The following is a 17,734-nucleotide window of genomic DNA, read 5'->3' as shown; positions in this document are numbered from 1 at the left end:
GGGCTCGGCGCTACAGAAAAAGGTCAGCGGCGGTCAGCGCTTGGCCGACAGCTTCTCCAGCGCGGCACGCAGCTGCGCCGGCGGCAGGTAGCCGCCGAGCTGGGTGCCATCCGGCGCGAAGATGGCCGGCGTACCGTTCACCCCCAACTGCTGGCCCAGGGCGTACTGCATCGCCACCGGGTTGGTGCAGTTCTTCGCGGCCACCGTGCCACCACGCTTGGCATTGGTCAGCGCCTGGCGACGATCGGCCGCGCACCAGACCGAGATCATGTCGGTGTAATCCTTGCTGCCCAGGCCCATGCGCGGGAAGGCCAGGTATTCAACGGTGATGCCGTTGCGGTTGAGCTCGGCGATGTCCTGGTGCAGCTTGCGGCAGTAGCCGCACTCGATGTCGGTGAACACGCTGATGGTGTATTTCGCGTTCGGCGCGGCGAACACGATGCGGTCACCATGATTGGCCTTGGCCAGCAGGTCGCGACGGTAGCCCAGCAGGCCTTCGCTGTTGGCCGGGCTCTTGGCGCGGGTGTCGTAGGGCTGCGACTGGAACAGGTAACGGCCGTCGTCGGAGACGTACAGCAGCTGGCCGGAGACCACCACTTCACGGAAGCCCGGGAAGGGCGCGGCGCCAATGTAATCCACCTGGAAGCCGGGGTTGAGCTCGGTCAGTGCCTTGCGCACGGCCTGCTCGGCCGGGCCATTGGCCGCGGCGGCAGGACCGGCCTTGGCAGCCGCTGCGGCGGGCGCCTTTGCGGCGGGCGGGGCCGGCTGGGCGCAGGCACTCAGGCTGAGCGCGCCGAACACGGCGGCGATGGCGAATCGGAGCATGGAGCAGTCCGCAGCAGAAAGAAGACTTCGGATTCTGACACAGCCATCCTGAGCGGTCCGCGATGCCGCGCACAGGCCCGGCAGGGGTTCAGCCGTGGGCTCAGCCGCGTGGATGATGGCGGGCGTGCAGTTTCTGCAGGTGTTCGCGCGCGACCAGGGTGTAGATCTGGGTGGTGGACAGCGAGCTGTGGCCCAGCAGCATCTGCAGCGCGCGCAGGTCGGCGCCACGGTTCAGCAGGTGGGTGGCGAAACTGTGCCGCAGGCCATGCGGACTGATCCGCGCTGGGTCGATGCCGGCCACCGCCGCATAACGCTTGACCAGATGCCAGAACGCCTGGCGGGTCAAGCCATGCAGCGCCGGTTCGATGAACAAGGGCGTCTGCCCGTCGGCCAGCGCCTGCACCTTGCCCTTGCCCACCAGTTGCGGTCGCGACTGCTGCAGATAGCGTTCCAGCCAGTACTGCGACTCCTCACCCAGCGGCACCAGGCGCTCCTTGCTGCCCTTGCCGGTCACCCGCAGAACGCCCTGGCGCAGATTCACTGCCGTGGCGGGCAACAGCACCAGCTCGCTCACGCGCAGCCCGGCGGCATACATCAGTTCCAGCATGGCGCGGTCGCGCAGGCCGAGCGGACTGTCGATATCCGGCGCCGCCAGCAGCGCATCGATCTGGCTTTCGGCCAGCGCCTTGGGCAGCAGCCGTGGCAGCTTCGGCGGATCGAGCAGTGCGCTGGGATCTTCACTGCGTTCGCCACGGCGCACGGCGTCGGCGAAGAACGCACGCAGCGCCGACAGCAGCCGCGCATTGCTGCGCGGCGACCAGTTGTGGCGGGTGCGCCAGGCCAGGTAATCGAACAGCCCGGCGCGTTCAACACCGGCCAGACCGCCGTCGCGCCCATCACACCAGCGCGCCAGGCCTTCTAGGTCGCGGCGGTAGCTGTCCAGGGTGGCGCGGGCCAGGCCGTGCTCGGCCCAGATCGCGTCGAGGAAACGCTGGATGCGCTGGCCGTCCTCGCTGCGCAGCTCGGGCAGGTGCTGGACCAGCTGACGACGTTCGGCGGGAGTGGAAGTGACGGCCATGCACGCAGGATACGAGGCCGACTGCGGGCACGGCCAGCATTGCGTATGCTCGGCACATGTCGAGCCCCGCCACCGATGCGGCCCACGTCGCCGCTGATACGCCCCGCCCGCGCGCGCTGCTGCTGTGGCGCCTGCTGGCGATGATCTATGACGCGTTGCCGGTGCTGGCCCTGTGGATGCTGGCCGGTACCGTGTTCACCCTGGCCTATACCTTCAGCGGCCATGCGCAGCGCGAGAACATCGCGCCTTTCAGCGCATGGCAATGGCTGCTGTGGGCAGTGTGCTGGGGGTTGACCGGGTGGTATGCGACCGCCAGCTGGCGACGCGGCGGGCAGACCTTGGGCATGCGCCCGTGGCGCTTGAAGCTGGAATCACGCGACGGCACGCCGTTGCGACGCGGCCAGCTGTGGCTGCGGTTCGCGGTGGCCACACTGTCGTTGCTGCTGGGCGGATTGGGCTTCTGGTGGGCGCTGGTGGATCGCCAGCGGCTGACCTGGCACGACCGCGCCAGCGCCACGCGGCTGCTGCGGATGCCGAAGCGCTGATATGTCACCCTTCAATCCAATCCTGCGCGGCGCGTGTGTAGAGCCGAGCCCATGCTCGGCTGACGCGCGATGAGCGAAAAGCAGCCGAGCATGGGCTCGGCTCTACAGAATCCAGCGCGCTGGGCCTGGATCGACCGCCAACATCGGACCAGGCAACGGACGCCCAAGTGGTAACGCACATTCTGTAGAGTCGAGCCATGCTCCGCTCACGCGCGCAGCGCGGGAAGCGGCCGAGCCATGCCCGGCGCCACCGGTATCAGCCCGATTTGCGCCGGAACAACAATCCGGACACTGCCAGCATCACGATCGGCGGCAACGCGTAGGCAATGCGGTAGTCGAACTTGAGCGCGCCGGCCATGCGCCCGAAGAACAGCTGCAGCAGCCAGAACGCCAGCGCGAACAGGATGCCCAGGAACAGGCGCTTGCCCATGCCACCACTGCGCAGCGAACCGAACGCGAACGGCACCGCCGCCAGGCACAGCGCCAGCACATTCAACGGATAGAACCAGCGGCTCCAGTACACATCCTCGTAGTCGCGTGCATCCAGGCCGTTGCGCTCGCGGTAGGCGATGCTGGTGCTCAGCTCGGACACGCTGAGGTTGCGCGGCTTGGCGATGCCGGTGGCCAGGGCTCCGGCGTCCAGCTTGGAATTCCACGGCTCACGGGCCACTTCCTGGCGCGTTGCCGAGCGCTCGCCGAAGGTGTCGCGGCGCACGCCGGTCAGCACCCAGCCGTCCTTGTCATGCTCGGCGGTGGCGGCATGGGTCAGCGTACCGACCCGCCCGTCCTCGTTGATCCTGTAGAGGCGCACGTCACGCAGGATCAGCCGGGTGCCCTTTTCGCCCACCAGTTGTTCTTCGCCGGTCTGTGCGTTGAGGAAGGTGTCACCCTCGCGCGCCCACAGGCCGGAGTAGCGCGCCACCGCCATGTCGGTGCCCCACTTGGCACTCATCTTCAGCGAATCGGCGCGGTTCTGGCCCCAGGGCCCCAGGGTCTCGGCACTGATCACCATCAGCCCGGTCAGCAGCGACAGGGCGATCGCCACCGATACGCTCAGGCGCTTGCGCGACAGGCCCAGCGCGCGCAGCGCGGTCAGCTCCGAGGTCGCGGCCAGCTGGCCCAGGCCCATCAGCGCGCCGATCACCGCTGCGGTCGGGAACATCGTGTAGGCCCGGCGCGGCACGGTGTACAGCACCCAGGCTGCCGCATGGCCCAGCGAATAGCCGTTCTTGCCGATGTCCTTGAACTCGCCGGAGAAGGCCATCAGCACGTCCAGGCCGACCAGCACCGCCCAGGTCAGCAGCACGGTACCCAGCACCGCGCGGCCCAGGTACAGATCGAAACGCATCGGTCGCAGCATCATGCGCGGGCTCCCGTCGGGCGGGCCATGCGGCCATCACGCGCGTACATCCAGATCGCCAGTGCCAGCAGCGGCAGGGTCAGCCACCACAGGCCAAGCGCCGACGGAATCTGGCCGTTGGCAATCCAGCCGCTGCCGATGAACATCATGTTGGTGCCGACCATGTAGGCCAGCAGGGCCAGCATCATCCGGCCGTAGCGTTGCTGGCGCGGCGAACTGCGGCCCAGCGGCACGGTCAGCAGGGCGAAGGCCAGCGCGATCAGCGGCGGGGCCAGGCGGCGGTGCAGCTGTGCCTGCGCCTCGGGACGCTTGTCGCCGAACAGCGCGGTGGTCGGCATCAGTTCGGGATCATCACTCTTGCGGGCCTCACTGCCGTCGGGCAGCGCCACGTCGTTGCGGGCGAAAGTCGCCAGACGGTAATCCAGCGCACCGGCCGCCGGCCCTTCCAGCTGGTGGCCATCATCCAGTTCGAGGAAGCGCTGGCGGGCGCCTTCGAAGTACATGCGACCGCTGGCGGCGGACACCACTTCAAGGCGATCCTCCTTCTGGCGCTGCAGGAACACCCGGCCCAGCTGGCTGCCATCGGGGGAGATGGAGGCGACATAGACCACGCCACCATTGGGCAGCGGAGTGAACCGGCCCGGCTCCAGGCCGGCCATCAGCACGCTGCGGTTGGCGTCCTGGATCATCTGTTCGGCGGTGCGCTGGGCCCAGGGCCCCAGCCACAGCGAACAGGCGCCGACCACCGCAATCACCGGCAGCACCAGCAGCAGCAGGGGCTTGAGCAGGCGTTTGGGGCCGACACCGATGGCGGTGATGACCGCCATTTCCGAGTCGCGGTAGAGGCGGGCGATGGCCAGCAGCAGGCCCAGCATCAGTGCCAGCGGCAGGATCAGCGGCATGTAGACGATGAACTGCAGGCCCAGCTGCGAGAACAGCAGCTTGGCTGGCAGCCGCCCGTCGGCGATGTTGCCGAGGATGTCCACCAGCACGCCGCCCACGCTGACCACCAGCAGGACGATCAGGGTAGCCAGGAAACTCTGGACGAAATCGCCCAATAGATAGCGGTCGAGCTTCAACATGGGGCGGTGGTTTAAACTCTCAGGTTCGTTCGCGGTGCCGCCCAGTCTAGCGTCTGGGCGTAAACGGTCCGCGATTGTACGGACTTGCCAATGGAATCTGCTCAATGGCTCTCGAATTCACCCTGAACCACCTCGCTGCGGCTTCGGCCGCCGTTGACTGCCTCGTCGTCGGCGCCTATGCCGACCATACCCTGACTGCGTCCGCGCAGGCACTGGATGCTGCCAGCGGTGGCCGCCTGGCGGCCCTGGCCCAGCGCGGCGACCTGTCCGGCAAGACCGGCGCCACCACCCTGCTGCACGATCTGCCGGGCGTGACCGCCCCGCGCGTGCTGGTGGTCGGCCTCGGCGATGCCGCCCGCTTCGGCGTGCCGCAGTACCTGAAGGCAGTCGGTGATGCCGTGCGCGCGCTGAAGGCCGGCGCTGCCCGCAGCGCACTGTTCACCCTGTCCGAGGTGGCGGTGAAGGACCGCGACGCGGCCTGGGCGATCCGCCAGGCGGTGATTGCCGCCGACCACGCGGCCTACCGTTACACCGCCACCCTGGGCAAGAAGAAGGCCGACGATGCCGGCCTGGCCCAGCTGGCCATCGCCGGTGAGGATGCGCAGGCCCTGGCGCAGGGCCAGGCCATCGCCGCCGGTGTCGAGTTCGCCCGCGAGCTGGGCAACCTGCCGCCGAACTACTGCACCCCGGCCTACCTGGCTGAAGTGGGCGTGAAATTCGCCGGCGAGCATGACGGTGCCGAAGCCGAGATCCTCGACGAGACCCAGATGGAAGCGCTGGGCATGGGCTCGCTGCTGGCCGTGGCCCGTGGCTCGGCCAACCGCCCGCGCCTGGTGGTGCTGAAGTGGAGCAATGGCGGCGACGCCAAGCCCTACGTGCTGGTCGGCAAGGGCATCACCTTCGATACCGGTGGCGTCAACCTGAAGACCCAGGGCGGCATCGAAGAGATGAAGTACGACATGTGCGGCGGCGCCAACGTCATCGGCACCTTCGTCGCTGCGGTCAAGGCCAAGCTGCCGTTGAACCTGGTGGTGGTGGTGCCGGCGGTGGAAAACGCCATCGACGGCAATGCCTACCGCCCGTCCGACGTCATCACCTCGATGTCGGGCAAGACCATCGAAGTCGGCAACACCGACGCCGAGGGCCGCCTGATCCTGTGCGACGCCCTGACCTACGCGCAGCGCTTCGAGCCGCAGGCGCTGGTCGACGTGGCCACCCTGACCGGTGCCTGCATGGTCGCCCTCGGCCACCAGACCGCCGGCCTGATGAGCAAGCACGACGACCTGGCCAACGAGCTGCTGGCCGCCGGCGAGCAGGTCTTCGACCGCGCCTGGCGCCTGCCGCTGTGGGACGAGTACCAGCCGATGCTGGATTCCAGCTTCGCCGACGTCTACAACATCGGCGGCCGCTGGGCCGGTGCCATCACCGCCGGCTGCTTCCTGTCGCGCTTCGCCGAAGGCCAGCGTTGGGCCCATCTGGACATCGCCGGCGTGGCCAGCGATGAAGGCAAGCGTGGCATGGCCACCGGCCGTCCGGTCGGCCTGCTGAGCCAGTGGTTGCTGGACCAGGTCGCCCGCGCCTGACGCTGTACCTGACCCTGGCCGGCAACCGCCGGCCGGGGCCTCGCCGGTCCAGCCGTCAGCCGGCATGGATCGGCACCTGCCTCACCTGGATGCCACCATGCCCCGCGCCGACTTCTACCTGATCGCCAAGCCCCGTTTCCTGACCGAGCCGCTACGCCTGGTCTGCGAGCTGGCGCGCAAGGCCAACGACGCCGGGTTGTTCACCCTGGTGCTGGCCCGCGACCAGGCCCAGGCCGAAGAACTGGACGAACTTCTCTGGTCGTTCGACGACGATGCCTACATTCCGCACCAGATCGTGGGTGAGGATGTGGACGAGGAAGAAGCCTTGGTACTGATCGCCCCGCCCGGCGGTGAGGCCCCCGTGCGGCCGCTGGTGATCAACCTGCGCGACGAACCCTGGCTGGGCCAGTGCGAGCGCGTGCTGGAAGTGGTGCCGGCCGATCCGGAAGCGCGCGAACCGCTGCGCGAGCGCTGGCGCCAGTACAAGACCGCCGGTTACGACCTGAACAAGCACGACATGTAAGCCCTGCGAGGACCCCTTGATGCGCCTGCTGATCGCCCTGATTCTTCCCTGGCTGTCCTTTTTCACCATCGGCCGGCCGTTTGCCGGCATCGTCTGCCTGATCCTGCAGATCACCCTGATCGGCTGGCTGCCCGCCGCGATCTGGGCTGCCTATTCGGTCAGCCAGTACCACACCGACCAGAAGATCCGGCGCACCCTCGGGTCGCGCTGATCTCCCTTCCCGCCTTGATGACTGGTTCCCCCGCATGACCCAACTCGCCTCCAGCTACGACCCGAAGTCCTTCGAGACCGACCTCTACGAGGCCTGGGAGAAGGCCGGCCATTTCAAGCCGTCCGGCAAGGGCGAGCCGTACACCATCCTGCTGCCGCCGCCGAACGTGACCGGCACCCTGCACATGGGCCACGCCTTCCAGCAGACCCTGATGGATGCGCTGGTGCGCTACCACCGCATGCGCGGCTACGACACGCTGTGGCAGGTCGGTACCGACCACGCCGGCATCGCCACCGAGATGGTGGTCAGCCGCAACCTGGCGCTGGAAGGCAACGGCGAGACCCGCGATTCGCTGGGCCGCGAGGGCTTCATCGGCAAGGTGTGGGAGTGGAAGCAGCAGTCCGGCGACATCATCGAACGGCAGATGCGCCGCCTCGGCACCTCGGCCGACTGGTCGCGCAGCACCTTCACCATGGACCCGCAGCCGTCCGAAGCGGTGATCGAAGCCTTCGTGCGCTGGCACGAACAGGGCCTGATCTACCGCGGCCAGCGCCTGGTCAACTGGGACCCGGTGCTGAAGACCGCGATTTCGGACCTGGAAGTGGAGAGCGCCGAGGAAGACGGTTTCCTGTGGTCGATCGCCTACCAGCTGGATGAAGGCCTGAGCTACGAACACGTCGAGCGCGATGCCGACGGCGTCGAAACCCTGCGCGAAACCCGCGATTACCTGGTGGTCGCCACCACCCGCCCGGAAACCCTGCTGGGCGACACCGCGGTGATGGTGCACCCCGAAGACGAGCGCTACCTGCACCTCATCGGCAAGAGCGTGGTGCTGCCGCTGACCGGCCGCCGCGTGCCGGTGATCGCCGATGACTACGTCGACCGTGCGTTCGGTACCGGCGTGGTCAAGGTCACCCCCGCGCATGACTTCAACGATTACCAGGTGGGCGTGCGCCACAGCCTGCCGATGATCAACCTGTTCACCCCGGTGGCGGCGATCAACGACAACGCGCCGGAACGTTTCCAGGGGCTGGACCGTTACGACGCGCGCAAGGCCGTGCTGGGTGAACTGGAAGACCTGGGCATCCTGGTCGAGACCAAGGCGCACAAGCTGCAGGTGCCGCGCGGCGACCGTACCGGCCAGGTGATCGAGCCGTACCTGACCGACCAGTGGTTCGTGAAAATGGACGAACTGGCGCGTCGTGGCCTGGAGCTGGTCGAGGACGGGTCAATCGCCTTCGTGCCGCAGAACTGGATCAACACCTACCGCCACTGGATGACCAACATCCAGGATTGGTGCATCAGCCGCCAGCTGTGGTGGGGCCACCGCATTCCGGCGTGGTTCGATGCTGCCACCGGCAACTGCTACGTCGGCCGCAGCGAAGAGGAAGTGCGGGCGAAGCACAATCTCGGCAGCGACGTGGTGCTGAGCCAGGAAAGCGACGTGCTGGAGACCTGGTTCTCCTCACAGCTGTGGCCGTTCTCCACCCTGGGCTGGCCGAACGAGCAGGCGATGGCCGAGCGCGGTTTCGACCGCTACCTGCCGTCGTCGGTGCTGATCACCGGCTTCGACATCATCTTCTTCTGGGTGGCGCGCATGATCATGGCCACCGACAACCTGACCGGGAAGATCCCGTTCAAGGACGTCTACTTCACCGGCCTGATCCGCGATGGCCAGGGCCAGAAGATGTCCAAGAGCAAGGGCAACGTGCTCGACCCGCTGGACATCATCGACGGCATCACCATCGATGATCTGGTGGCCAAGCGCACCGGCGGGCTGATGCAGCCGCGCATGGTGGAGAAGATCGAGAAGGCCACGCGCAAGGAATTCCCGGACGGCATCGCCGCCCATGGTGCCGATGCGCTGCGTTTCACCATCGCCGCGCTGGCCACCCATGGCCGCGACATCAAGTTCGACATGAACCGCGCCGAGGGCTACAAGAACTTCTGCAACAAGCTGTGGAACGCCAGCCGCTTCACCCTGATGAACACCGAAGGTGCGGCGTTCACCGGCGTGCCGACGCCGCGTACCGATGCCGAGCGCTGGATCCTCTCGCGTCTGGCCGCCACCACCGCCGAAGCGCAGGGTCATTTCGCCGCGTATCGCTTTGACCTGCTGGCGCAGTGCCTGTACGAGTTCGCCTGGAACGCGTTCTGCGATTGGTTCCTGGAGCTGAGCAAGCCGGCGTTGAATGGCGCCGATGCCGCCGACGCTGACAGCACCCGCCACACACTGTTGTACGTGCTGGAAGCGCTGCTGCGCCTGCTGCACCCGCTGACCCCGTTCATCACCGAACAGCTGTGGCAGCAGCTGGCCCCGCGCCTGGGCCTGGCCGAAACCACGCTGTCGCTGCGTCCGTACCCGACCGCCGCCGAGTTCGAGGGCGACCATGCGCAGGCCGAGGCCGACGTTGAATGGTTGAAGGCAGTGATCAGCGCGGTGCGCCGCGTGCGCAGCGAATTGAACGTCGCCCCGTCCAAGCTGGTGCCGCTGCGCCTGCTGGCCGGCCAGGAACATGCCGGGCAGAACCAGGACCGCGTGCGCATCGAGCGCTTCAGTGCCTCGCTGTCGTTCCTGCTGAAGCTGGACAGCATCCAGTGGCTGGCCGACGCACAGAGTGCGCCGCCGGCAGCCGCCGCGATCGTCGGTGAGCTGAAGCTGCTGGTACCGCTGGAAGGCCTGGTTGATCTCGATGCCGAGCGCGCGCGCCTGGACAAGGAGATCAAGCGCGTGGAAGGCGAGCAGGAAAAGAGCGAGACCAAGCTGGCCAAGTTCTCCGACAAGGTGCCGCCGGCGGTGATCGAGCAGGAGCGCGTGCGCCTGGTCGACTGGAACAACCAGCTGGCTGGCCTGCGCGAGCAGCGCGCGAAGCTGTAACGCCTCGCCGGTGGGTGCGGACCGTGGTCCGCACCCACCGTTCCGCTTTGGTAGGTGCCAACCTTGGTTGGCAGATTTTCAAGGCTGACGCCGGGCAATGCCCGGCGTTTCATTTTTCCCCGCATGGCATCATCACCCGATGCCACTTTCCATCTTCCTGCTGGTCCTCGCTGCCGCGGCACTACATGCCAGCTGGAACGCGATCGTCAAACGCGGACCGGACAAATTCCTCGGCACCGTACTGGTCACCGGCAGCGCCGCGCTGTTGTCTGCGCTCGTCTTGCCGTGGCTGCACTTCCCTGCCACGGAAAGCTGGCCGTGGCTGGGCGCGTCGGTGCTGCTGCAGGTGACGTACTACGCGTTGGTCGCACGCTGCTACCAGCAAGTCGACATGAGCCTGGCGTATCCGATGATGCGCGGCTGCGCGCCGATCCTGGTTGCGCTGGCCGGCGCCGTGCTCGGCGAACGCCTGCCGCCGTCGGCCTGGCTCGGCGTCATCCTGGTGAGTGGCGGCATCCTGTGCATGGCCCGCGGCGCACGCAGCGGCCAGCTGCGGCTGCCGTTGCTGACGGCGGCGATGATCGCCACTTACACACTGGTCGATGCGCAGGGCGCACGGCTGTCCGGCAATGCGCTGAGCTATACGTTGTGGCTGTTCCTGCTGTCGGGCATTCCGTTGCCGCTGTGGGCGCTGCATCGGCAGCGCGGCAAGTTGCTGGCGTATGCGCGCCAACACTGGCCGCTGGGCGTGGCAGGCGGCATCGGCACCACCGCGTCGTATGCGATGGCGCTGTGGGCGATGACCCAGGTACCAGTGGCCATGGTGTCGGCGCTGCGCGAATCGTCGATCCTGTTCGCGCTGCTGATCTCGGTGTTCCTGCTGCGCGAGCGGGTGCCGCGCGCGCGTTGGCTGGCGGCGGCGTTGATCGTGGCTGGCGTGTTGGCCCTGCGGCTGGCGTAAACAACGCATCGGTAGCGCCGGGCCATGCCCGGCGAGCGCAGCGGCCACGCGACGCCGATTACAGCGGCGGCATTGTCTCCAGCTCGCCGTCCACCAGTTCGATCGCCATCACCAGCGCATCTTCGCGCCCCTGCGCGGCAGGGTAGTAGCGAGGGCGCCGGCCGATCTCGTTGAAGCCTTCGCTGTGATACAGCGCCAGCGCCGGGGTATTGGACGGACGCACTTCCAGGAACACCCGCTGCGCGCCTCGATCACCGGCCAGACGGACCAGCGCACGCAGCAGCTGGCGGCCGAGCCCACGCGACTGCACCAGCGGATCGATGCAGATGTTCAGCACATGCGCTTCATCGGCAGCGAGGCTGAGCACGCCATAGCCGATCAACAGGCCATCGCGCTCCATCGCCAGGCCGGGATAACCGGCACGCAGGCAATCCAGGAAAATGCCGCGGGTCCACGGGTAGGGATAGCCACGCACTTCGATGGCCATCACCGCGTTGAGATCGCTCTCGCGCAGTGCACGCATCGCTACCGGCCCGGGCTGGCTGACCGCACTCATGCGGTTCCGCCCTTGCGCAGTGCGCGCAGCTGCGGCCACAAGGCGCGCTTGGCTGCGGGGTCGCGACGCAGTTGTTCCAGCGGCCAGCTTTCCATCAGCGTCTGTGTGGCCGGGTCGTTGGGATTGCAGCCCGAGGCACGCAACAGCGCGATCTGCAGGCGATCAGGCAGGCGTACCAGCGGCTGGCGCGCGTTGCCGGTGGGCAGCGGACGGGCCGCCGCCGGTACGGTATCCGGCGCCGCCACCGGCACGGCAGTGCGTGGTGGCGCGCGCTCGGGCCGAGGTTCCAGCGCCGCGTCGCGCTGGCTGGGTGCGTGCTGCATCGATGGTGCCGCCGTGCGCGTCGGCGCAACCGGCGCGGGTGCCGATGCCGCAGCCTCGGCCACGCTCAGCTGCAACGCCGCGTCCATCTCGGCAGCCAACTTGCCATCGTGATAGACGGTATAGCCCATGGCCTGCAGCCAGGCCTGCTGGGCCGGGGACCACAACACGGGCAGGTCCTGGCTCACGCCGCCTCGGGCTTCTTGCGCAGGCGCTGCACGCCCCACATCACCGGGCCTGACAGCGCGTACAGGATGCCGACGACGAACAACACGCGGGGCAGGTCGATCACCGCGATGGCGATGGCGATCGGCACCAGTGCCAGCACCAGGAACGGGACGCGGTCCGAACGTGCGCCCTCCTTGGCCGCGCCGCCCTTGAAGCTCCAGAAGCGGATACGGCTGACCATCAGCAGTGCGGCGACCAGGGTCACCGCCAGCGCCACGAAGCGCAGCTCGTTGCCGTTCCAGCCCAGGGTGCCATCGGCGAAGGCCCAGACGAAGGACATCATCAGGCCGGCGGCAGCCGGGCTGGCCAGGCCGACGAACCAGCGCTTGTCGACCACGGCCACCTGGGTGTTGAAGCGCGCCAGGCGCAGCGCTGCGCAGGCGGCGTACAGGAACGCCACCGCCCAGCCCAGACGACCGACCAGCTCACCGTCGTATTTCAGTTCCGACAGGGACCAGTGGTACATCACCAGGGCCGGCGCCATGCCGAAGCTGACCAGATCGGCCAGCGAGTCGTACTGCACGCCGAACTCGCTGCTGGTGCCGGTCAGGCGCGCGACACGGCCATCGAGGCCATCCATCACCGCCGCCACGAACACGGCGATGCTGGCGTTGACGAAATCCCCGTTGGCCGCGGCGATGATGGCGTAGAAGCCAGAGAACAGCCCAGCCGTAGTGAACAGGTTGGGCAGCAGGTAAATCGTGCGCGAGCGCGGCGGCGGTGTGATCGGGTCCATGGAATCCAGTTTAATCGACTTGCCAGCGGTCGGCGCCAATGCTGCAATCGGCGTTCTACGCCCATTCTGCGGAGTTTGCCATGCGTGCCCTGTCCTGCCTGGGTTGCCTGCTGCTGTTGGCCAGTACCACGGCGCTGGCCGGCCCTGTCTACAAGTGGAAGGACGCCAAGGGCGTGACCCAGTATTCGGAAACGCCGCCGACCGGGGCCAAGTACGAGACCCGTGCCCAGGCCAGGACGCCGGTGGCGGACGCAGCCCCGGAGCCTGCCGCCGCGCCGGTGCCGGAGCAATGCAGCACCGCCCGCGCCAACGTGGCGCTGCTGGAAGGCAGTGGCCAGGTGATGCACGACACCGACGGCGACGGCAAGGCCGATACCGCGCTTACCCCGGAACAGCGCAGCGCGCAGAAGGGCCTGGCCGAGGCGGCAATCAAGGCGTACTGCCCTCCGGCGGGTTGAAGGGGGATCGGCCGGGCGGCGCCCGGCACCCGCGGAGGCAACGGCCGAAGCAACTGCAACAGCGGCTTCCTGGGGGATGGCGGGGCGGTGTGGGTGTGCAGGACACGCCGTAAACCCATCCATGGGGGCTCGATGGCGCCATCCATGGCGCCAACGGTCCTGCACACCCACACCGCCCCGCCTTCGACAGTTTCCCGGTGGCCAGTAGATCCACGCCATGCGTGGATGAATCTCCATCGAAATCGAATATTTCGACAATTGATCGAATGATCGAATGATCGAATGATCGAAGAGCATCCACGCATGGCGTGGATCTACTGTCGACCAAGGTCGACACCTACCAATAGCAAGCCACGCCGTCCAGACAGATTGCGGAAAACTGTCGAAGGCGGGGTACTGTGGGTTTGCGGGGTGTGAGCCGCATGGATGCGGCGACCAAGCCTCCATGGACGGATTCACGGCGTCCCCGCAAACCCGCAGTGCCCCGCCATCCCCCAGGAAGCAGGCTGTTGCCGTTGCAGTTGCTCCGGCCGTTGCCTCGGCGGGTGCCGGGCGCCGCCCGGCCGATACCCCTCCCCCGGCCGGGCTGGCAGAATAGGTGTCTCTGCCGTAATCCGAAGCCGACGATGCGCCTCTCCCAGTTCCACCTGCACACCACCAAGGAAACCCCCAGCGACGCCGAGCTGACCAGCCACCGGCTGATGCTGCGCGCGGGCATGATCCGCAAGCTCGCATCCGGCCTGTACACCTGGTCGCCGCTGGGCCTGCGCGTGCTGCGCAAGGTCGAACGCATCGTCCGCGAGGAAATGGACCGTGCCGGCGCCGTCGAATTCCAGATTCCGACCATCCAGCCGAAGGAACTGTGGGAGCAGACCGGCCGCTGGCAGAAGTTCGGCCCGCAGCTGCTGAAGATCAAGGACCGCAAGGAACAGACCTTCTGCTACAGCCCCACCGCCGAAGAAGCGGCCTGCGATTTCGCGCGCAGCGAACTGTCCAGCTACAAGCAGTTGCCGGTGAACTTCTACCAGATCCAGACCAAGTTCCGCGACGAGATCCGTCCGCGCTTCGGCGTGATGCGTGCGCGCGAGTTCCTGATGAAGGACGCCTATTCGTTCCACCTGCACGACGAAGACCTGGTGCGTGAGTACGAAAACATGAAGGTGGCCTACAGCCGCATCTTCACCCGCCTGGGCCTGGACTTCCGCATGGTGCAGGCCGATTCCGGTGCGATCGGCGGTGACGCCTCGCAGGAATTCCACGTGATCGCCGATTCCGGTGAAGACGCGCTGGTGTTCTCCACCGGCTCGGACTACGCCGCCAACATGGAAGCGGCCATTGCCGCCGATCCGGCCGCGCGCGCTGCGGCCAGCGAAGCCCTGCGCAAGGTCGACACCCCGACCCAGAAGACCTGCGAAGACGTTGCTGCCCTGCTCGGCATCGACCTGCAGCGCACCGTGAAGTCGGTGGCGCTGATCGCCGGTGAAGGCAAGGCACAGCAGTTCGTGCTGGTGCTGGTGCGCGGCGACCACGAGGTCAACGAAATCAAGCTGGGCAAGGTTGCCGGCCTGGACGAGCAGCGTTTTGCCAGCGAAGCAGAGATCGCCGAGTTCCTCGGCAGCGTGCCGGGCTTCCTCGGTCCGGTCGCACCGGCCAAGCCGATCCGCGTGGTCGCCGATCGCGAAGTGGCGGCGATGTCCGACTTCGTCGTCGGTGCCAACGAGGCCGGTTTCCACCTGGCCGGCGTCAACTGGGGCCGCGACCTGGCCGAACCGGAAGTGGCGGACATCCGCAATGTACGCGCCGGTGATCGTGCGCTGGATGGCGGCGAGCTGAAAATCGCCCGCGGCATCGAAGTCGGCCACGTGTTCCAGCTGGGCCGCACCTATGCGAAAGCGCTCGATGCCACCGTGCTGGACGAGAACGGCAAGGCCGCAGTGATGACGATGGGCTGCTACGGCATCGGCATTTCGCGCGTGGTCGCCGCAGCCATCGAACAGAACCACGATGACGCCGGCATCATCTGGCCCGACGCGATGGCGCCGTGGCAGGTGGTGGTCTGCGTGATCAATCCGAAGGGCGACGCGGGCGTGGCCGATGCAGCGGCAGGCCTGCTGCAGGAGCTGCGCGACGCCGGCCTGGATGCTGCACTGGACGACCGCGGCCTGCGCCCGGGCGCGATGTTTGCCGACATGGAACTGATCGGCATCCCGCACCGCGTGGTGGTCAGCGAACGCGGCCTGGCCGCAGGTACCTTCGAGTACCGCTCGCGTCGCGCCGCCGAAGCGGAGAGCCTGGACAAGGCCACCCTGCTGCAGCGCCTGCAGGGCTGATCGGAAAAGACCGGGGTATACCCCGGTCTTTTTTTTGCCGGATGGCCGTTCCCGGAAAATCGCAGCGGACATAATCCGGTCAAAATGGTCGCAACCGGGCCAGCCAGCCGACAGACGGTGACCGCAACTGTTTGTGCTGGGATTAATTCCTCATTACTCTGTCCCGCGACGCCACGGACCGGCTCGTCCCTGTCCCTAAATTAGTTTCTGGAGTAATCGTTGATGAGTATCGACCTGACCGGCCTGTCGGCACGTGAGCTGGGCGCATTGATCCGCACAGCCAAGAAGCAGCAGACCATCGTCGCCAAGCGTCGCCCGATCACCAAGGTGCGTGCCCAGCTGAGCAAGCTGGCCAAGACCGAGGGTTACACCATCGAGGAACTGTTCGGTGGTGAACCCGCACCGCGCGCGCGCAAGGTCGCCAAGGCCACCAAGGCCCCGTCCAAGGCCGCCGGCCGCAAGCTGGGCAAGGTTGCGCCGAAGTACCGCAACCCGGCCAACCCGAAGGAAACCTGGACCGGTCGTGGCAAGCAGCCGCGCTGGATGGCCGAGCTGACCGCCAAGGGCAGCAAGAAGCCGGAAGATTTCCTGATCAAGAAGGCCTGAGGCCGGCTGCAGCAGGAATGAAAAACGCCGGCGAAAGCCGGCGTTTTTTCTTTGTCCGGGGTGTGGACCAACGGTCCACACCCACGCCATTCAAGGGTGTGCGGACCAACGGTCCACACCTACAGCGTCTTGCGCGCCGGCATCAGCAGGTTGCCGAACAGCAGGCCGGCGACCAGCGCCATCACCACGTTCAACACGGTCAGGAACACGCTCTGACCGGCACCCACATCCTGTTGCTGGACCAAGGTCAGCACGCCGCGCAGGCTGGTGCTGCCGGGCACCATCATGATGATGCCCGGCAGGCGGATGATCGCGCCGGGACGGCCGACCACGCGCCCGAACAGGTTGCCACCGGCGGTCAGCAGCATCGCCGACAGGAAGATGCCGGCCGGCGTACCCCAGGCATGACCACCAAACTTGGAGATCGCGTAACCGGCCACCGAGGCGGCGATCACCCACGGATAGTCGCGGCGGTTGGCCTTGAACAACATGGCGAAGGCGAACGCCGCCGTCAGCAGCGAGCCCCACTCCACCCATGGCCCCTGTGGCCGCGAGGCACGGATCATCGGGTCCAGCCCCAGCACATCGGCCAGGGTCACCGCGATCATCGCGCCGACACTGAGCTTCATGATGGTGGTCAACGCGCCGGCAAAGCGCGCGGTGCCGGACACCCAGTGCTGGCTGGCCAGTTCATTGACCGCGTTGGTCAGCGACATGCCCGGCAGCAGCACCACCAGCGAAGCGATGATCACCGTATTGAGATTCAGCGCGCCCACGAAGGTGGCAACCACGGTGGCGACCAGGCCGGCCAGCAGTGCCGCCAGTGCTTCGGCCGCTTCACGGCTGGCCGGGCGCTTGTCGGTGACCATGCCGAGCAGGCCGATCAGCAGGCCGATGACGCCGGCGGTGGCGATGTCCAGCCACGGCAGCTTCCACATGCCTGCAACGCCGGCCGCACCGAGGGTGAAGGACAGGATGGTGCGCAGCTTGCCGCGCCGGCCCGGATCCTTGTCCAGCTGGCGCAGCGCGGTGTGGCCCTGGGCAATGCTCATGCGGCCATTGGCCACTTCCTCGGCGATCCCGTCAGCCACGCTGAGCTTGTGCAGGTCGTTCTCGCCGGGCGCCAGCCGGATCACCCGGGTGATGTCACTGGAGCCGATGGCCTGCGCCGGGTCGCTGAAACTGAGGATGATGCCGGTGGGATTCGACCACGGTTCACAATCCAGATCGAGCTGCCGGGCCAATGCAACCACCGCCGCTTCCAGGCGCTGGGCCGTTGTGCCGTAGCTGTGCAGGCGGCCGGCGATCTCGGAAACGAAGGCCACGCGCTGCGCGTAGGTGGCCTGGGGCGTGGGGATCGTGTGAGCGTCTGCGGACATGCGCCGTAGTATTACCTACGTCAGGCTCTGCTGGAGAAATTCATCCTGGTTCGACGCGACGTGCAATTCAGAAC

17 protein-coding genes are annotated in these 17,734 nt (G+C 67.1%); 9 read left to right on the top strand and 8 right to left on the bottom strand.

The window, feature by feature from the left end; genetic code table 11:
- Positions 1-33: 33 nt before the first annotated feature.
- Positions 34-825 carry a DsbC family protein gene (locus tag AC13GI_RS13335; protein ID WP_180166714.1) on the bottom strand — a complete coding sequence of 264 codons (792 nt, stop codon included), beginning with the start codon at positions 823-825 and terminating at the stop codon, positions 34-36.
- Between the two features lie 100 nt (positions 826-925).
- Positions 926-1,903, bottom strand: coding sequence for a site-specific tyrosine recombinase XerD (xerD, locus tag AC13GI_RS13330; protein WP_482996544.1), 978 nt, complete (start codon positions 1,901-1,903; stop codon positions 926-928).
- 56 nt (positions 1,904-1,959) lie between these two features.
- On the opposite strand from xerD, the gene AC13GI_RS13325 reads away from it, so the two are divergent.
- Positions 1,960-2,448, top strand: a complete 489-nt coding sequence (locus AC13GI_RS13325; RefSeq protein ID WP_482996543.1) for an RDD family protein — start codon at positions 1,960-1,962, stop codon at positions 2,446-2,448.
- Between the two features lie 256 nt (positions 2,449-2,704).
- Here the strand turns inward: AC13GI_RS13325 and lptG are convergent, their stop codons facing one another.
- Together lptG and lptF are read right to left on the bottom strand one after the other, a co-directional pair.
- Complete coding sequence (gene lptG, locus AC13GI_RS13320) at positions 2,705-3,811, bottom strand: LPS export ABC transporter permease LptG (RefSeq protein WP_099820361.1); 1,107 nt, start codon at positions 3,809-3,811, stop codon at positions 2,705-2,707.
- A complete protein-coding gene (lptF, locus tag AC13GI_RS13315) occupies positions 3,808-4,890 on the bottom strand; it encodes an LPS export ABC transporter permease LptF (RefSeq protein ID WP_482996542.1) in 1,083 nt (360 codons plus the stop codon). The genes lptG and lptF overlap by 4 nt, the downstream gene beginning before the upstream one ends.
- A 104-nt stretch (positions 4,891-4,994) precedes the next feature.
- Between lptF and AC13GI_RS13310 the strand changes: the two genes are divergently transcribed.
- From AC13GI_RS13310 to AC13GI_RS13290, 5 genes are all read left to right on the top strand, one after another.
- Complete coding sequence (locus tag AC13GI_RS13310; RefSeq protein ID WP_099820363.1) at positions 4,995-6,473, top strand: leucyl aminopeptidase; 1,479 nt, start codon at positions 4,995-4,997, stop codon at positions 6,471-6,473.
- Positions 6,474-6,570: 97 nt separating this feature from the next.
- A complete protein-coding gene (locus AC13GI_RS13305; protein WP_025879359.1) occupies positions 6,571-6,996 on the top strand; it encodes a DNA polymerase III subunit chi in 426 nt (141 codons plus the stop codon).
- 19 nt (positions 6,997-7,015) lie between these two features.
- Complete coding sequence (locus tag AC13GI_RS13300) at positions 7,016-7,207, top strand: YqaE/Pmp3 family membrane protein (protein WP_025879360.1); 192 nt, start codon at positions 7,016-7,018, stop codon at positions 7,205-7,207.
- A gap of 34 nt (positions 7,208-7,241) precedes the next feature.
- Positions 7,242-10,085, top strand: a complete 2,844-nt coding sequence (locus AC13GI_RS13295) for a valine--tRNA ligase (protein ID WP_482996541.1) — start codon at positions 7,242-7,244, stop codon at positions 10,083-10,085.
- 139 nt (positions 10,086-10,224) lie between these two features.
- Positions 10,225-11,046 (top strand): EamA family transporter, encoded by an 822-nt coding sequence (locus AC13GI_RS13290; protein WP_251472727.1) that lies wholly within the window; start codon positions 10,225-10,227, stop codon positions 11,044-11,046.
- Positions 11,047-11,104: 58 nt separating this feature from the next.
- Here the strand turns inward: AC13GI_RS13290 and rimI are convergent, their stop codons facing one another.
- Genes rimI through pssA form a run of 3 tightly spaced genes read right to left on the bottom strand, consistent with a single transcriptional unit; the run spans position 11,105 to position 12,887 of the window.
- Complete coding sequence (rimI, locus tag AC13GI_RS13285) at positions 11,105-11,602, bottom strand: ribosomal protein S18-alanine N-acetyltransferase (RefSeq protein ID WP_099820366.1); 498 nt, start codon at positions 11,600-11,602, stop codon at positions 11,105-11,107.
- Entirely contained in the window at positions 11,599-12,111 is a 513-nt protein-coding gene (locus AC13GI_RS13280; protein WP_482996540.1) for a hypothetical protein, read from the bottom strand. The genes rimI and AC13GI_RS13280 overlap by 4 nt, the downstream gene beginning before the upstream one ends.
- A complete protein-coding gene (gene pssA / locus AC13GI_RS13275) occupies positions 12,108-12,887 on the bottom strand; it encodes a CDP-diacylglycerol--serine O-phosphatidyltransferase (protein WP_099820368.1) in 780 nt (259 codons plus the stop codon). The genes AC13GI_RS13280 and pssA overlap by 4 nt, the downstream gene beginning before the upstream one ends.
- 80 nt (positions 12,888-12,967) lie before the next feature.
- Here pssA and AC13GI_RS13270 point away from each other — a divergent pair, with 80 nt between their 5' ends.
- The 3 genes from AC13GI_RS13270 (at position 12,968) to AC13GI_RS13260 (ending at position 16,281) form a co-directional block, all read left to right on the top strand.
- Complete coding sequence (locus tag AC13GI_RS13270; RefSeq protein ID WP_099820418.1) at positions 12,968-13,345, top strand: DUF4124 domain-containing protein; 378 nt, start codon at positions 12,968-12,970, stop codon at positions 13,343-13,345.
- A 626-nt stretch (positions 13,346-13,971) separates the two neighbouring features.
- Complete coding sequence (locus AC13GI_RS13265; protein ID WP_482996539.1) at positions 13,972-15,675, top strand: proline--tRNA ligase; 1,704 nt, start codon at positions 13,972-13,974, stop codon at positions 15,673-15,675.
- Positions 15,676-15,897: 222 nt separating this feature from the next.
- Positions 15,898-16,281, top strand: a complete 384-nt coding sequence (locus tag AC13GI_RS13260) for an H-NS histone family protein (protein WP_093818833.1) — start codon at positions 15,898-15,900, stop codon at positions 16,279-16,281.
- Between the two features lie 119 nt (positions 16,282-16,400).
- On the opposite strand, the gene AC13GI_RS13255 is transcribed toward AC13GI_RS13260, so the two are convergent.
- On the bottom strand, positions 16,401-17,660 hold the full coding sequence (locus tag AC13GI_RS13255; protein ID WP_025878492.1) for a threonine/serine exporter family protein: 1,260 nt from the start codon (positions 17,658-17,660) through the stop codon (positions 16,401-16,403).
- Positions 17,661-17,734 lie beyond the last annotated feature (74 nt).

The organism is Stenotrophomonas sp. 82F1 (assembly GCF_056861525.1).
The sequence above is the reverse complement of the archived record's forward strand: the minus strand, read 5'-3'. Positions and strand labels throughout refer to the sequence as shown.

Excerpts from the sequence above, each read along its gene's own strand:
- AC13GI_RS13335 (WP_180166714.1), bottom strand. The coding sequence starts at position 825 with ATGCTCCGATTCGCCATCGCCGCCGTGTTCGGCGCGCTCAGCCTGAGT.
- xerD (WP_482996544.1), bottom strand. The coding sequence starts at position 1,903 with ATGGCCGTCACTTCCACTCCCGCCGAACGTCGTCAGCTGGTCCAGCAC.
- AC13GI_RS13325 (WP_482996543.1), top strand. The coding sequence starts at position 1,960 with ATGTCGAGCCCCGCCACCGATGCGGCCCACGTCGCCGCTGATACGCCC.
- lptG (WP_099820361.1), bottom strand. The coding sequence starts at position 3,811 with ATGATGCTGCGACCGATGCGTTTCGATCTGTACCTGGGCCGCGCGGTG.
- lptF (WP_482996542.1), bottom strand. The coding sequence starts at position 4,890 with ATGTTGAAGCTCGACCGCTATCTATTGGGCGATTTCGTCCAGAGTTTC.
- AC13GI_RS13310 (WP_099820363.1), top strand. The coding sequence starts at position 4,995 with ATGGCTCTCGAATTCACCCTGAACCACCTCGCTGCGGCTTCGGCCGCC.
- AC13GI_RS13305 (WP_025879359.1), top strand. The coding sequence starts at position 6,571 with ATGCCCCGCGCCGACTTCTACCTGATCGCCAAGCCCCGTTTCCTGACC.
- AC13GI_RS13300 (WP_025879360.1), top strand. The coding sequence starts at position 7,016 with ATGCGCCTGCTGATCGCCCTGATTCTTCCCTGGCTGTCCTTTTTCACC.
- AC13GI_RS13295 (WP_482996541.1), top strand. The coding sequence starts at position 7,242 with ATGACCCAACTCGCCTCCAGCTACGACCCGAAGTCCTTCGAGACCGAC.
- AC13GI_RS13290 (WP_251472727.1), top strand. The coding sequence starts at position 10,225 with ATGCCACTTTCCATCTTCCTGCTGGTCCTCGCTGCCGCGGCACTACAT.
- rimI (WP_099820366.1), bottom strand. The coding sequence starts at position 11,602 with ATGAGTGCGGTCAGCCAGCCCGGGCCGGTAGCGATGCGTGCACTGCGC.
- pssA (WP_099820368.1), bottom strand. The coding sequence starts at position 12,887 with ATGGACCCGATCACACCGCCGCCGCGCTCGCGCACGATTTACCTGCTG.
- AC13GI_RS13270 (WP_099820418.1), top strand. The coding sequence starts at position 12,968 with ATGCGTGCCCTGTCCTGCCTGGGTTGCCTGCTGCTGTTGGCCAGTACC.
- AC13GI_RS13265 (WP_482996539.1), top strand. The coding sequence starts at position 13,972 with ATGCGCCTCTCCCAGTTCCACCTGCACACCACCAAGGAAACCCCCAGC.
- AC13GI_RS13260 (WP_093818833.1), top strand. The coding sequence starts at position 15,898 with ATGAGTATCGACCTGACCGGCCTGTCGGCACGTGAGCTGGGCGCATTG.
- AC13GI_RS13255 (WP_025878492.1), bottom strand. The coding sequence starts at position 17,660 with ATGTCCGCAGACGCTCACACGATCCCCACGCCCCAGGCCACCTACGCG.